Origin of the sequence: Microvirga aerilata, from assembly GCF_016743775.1 — a bacterium.
GTDB classification, from domain to species: domain Bacteria; phylum Pseudomonadota; class Alphaproteobacteria; order Rhizobiales; family Beijerinckiaceae; genus Microvirga; species Microvirga aerilata.
In genome coordinates this window covers 1-1,174 of record NZ_JAEQMY010000300.1, presented here as the reverse complement: position 1 = coordinate 1,174, position 1,174 = coordinate 1, and the positions used below count along the sequence as shown (strand labels likewise).

General features: G+C 62.8%; 2 protein-coding genes. Both read right to left on the bottom strand.

The window, feature by feature from the left end; translation table 11 throughout:
• Positions 1 to 224 (bottom strand): helix-turn-helix domain-containing protein (locus JKG68_RS32465; RefSeq protein WP_312891081.1); only part of this gene is annotated, 224 nt, incomplete at its 3' end.
• Between the two features lie 103 nt (positions 225 to 327).
• The gene (locus JKG68_RS32460; RefSeq protein ID WP_202066557.1) at positions 328 to 987 is read right to left on the bottom strand and encodes a hypothetical protein; all 660 of its coding nucleotides are present in this window, start codon (positions 985 to 987) and stop codon (positions 328 to 330) included.
• Positions 988 to 1,174 lie beyond the last annotated feature (187 nt).

Below are 1,174 nucleotides of genomic sequence, written 5' to 3'. Positions count from 1 at the left end.
GTCAGGCCCGGGAAGGTGCTTACGCGCTCGCGTAGATAATGGGTAAAGGGATCGATGACGGTCTGGCGCGGCTTGCGCGGGCCATAGGCCGGCGCCTCCAGGCCGCGGTGGATGTACTTGCGGACCGTCTTGCGGTCGAGGCCGCTCTGGCGGGCGATGGCCGAGACCGACATGCCTTGCCGGTGCCATTCCAGGATCATGATTACCTCCCCAAGCTGGATCACCGCCTGTCCTCCTGACCATCAGGAGCAGCATCGGCGACATTGGCCTGCCGGTCTTCCCGGCAGCGACCTAAACGCTCGGCGGCCGCGCTCACCTGGGGAAAATTCAATCGGCAGGTCTGGGGAGTTTCACTCCGGTATCAACAGCGTATTCGCGCCACGCCTGGCTGAGCGGCACACGCTGGGCCCTCGCCTGGGCTGACAGGCGCGTGGTGTAGGTAACCAAGAAGGCAAAGGGCCATTCCAGGTCGCGGCGGTTCTCGGCCAGATTGAAGTGGACGCGGCCGATCAGGTTCCAGGCCGGGTTCAGCGTGTTGAGGAACGCTTGCAGGTCAGTGCCGGATGCCGCGAACGACGTGGCCAACGCGGTGCCGAGATCAACCCACAGCCCACGCAGGACATCGGCGTTCAGATACTCCGCCTCTGGCATCATCGGGGCAGTCAGTACGAGTGTAGCGACCTCGGCCTCAGCTAGTGGGGCAACAGCGGACTGGATCGCGGCGGACGGCGTCTCCCCGCTCCCACGCGACCTGTGAAGACAGGCCGCCTCTACATAGCGTACGACGAAATCGCGCCACCAGTTGAGGGAAGGTGGCAAGGATTGGCCGATCTCACCCGCTCCAAGCTGCAACAGCCCGTACCCGCTGCCACGGCCAAAGGCACTGGCCAGCCGTGCCGCCACTTTGTCATCCAGGGTGGGCGCGTCGTCTGCTTCCTCCAGCAGGAGGTGCCCGCGTGGGGTGAGACGCAAATGGATCCGAGGCATTGTGGTTGAGCGAACTCCAAGCTGTTTCAATGCGCGCTGCCCCTTCTGCGAGGGCCGCAATACCACCGAACACGGCTGAGGGCCCTTCACAAGAAGCACTGGAATTCCAAGCGACCTCTTGCAATTGCCTTCACTTTCCGCCTTTAACTGCTCCCCTTAAGGAGTGCTCTCATTCAATCAAAATGAT

What these genes read in the sequence shown, in the direction of transcription:
- JKG68_RS32460 (WP_202066557.1), bottom strand. Translation starts at nt 987, where the DNA reads ATGCCTCGGATCCATTTGCGTCTCACCCCACGCGGGCACCTCCTGCTG.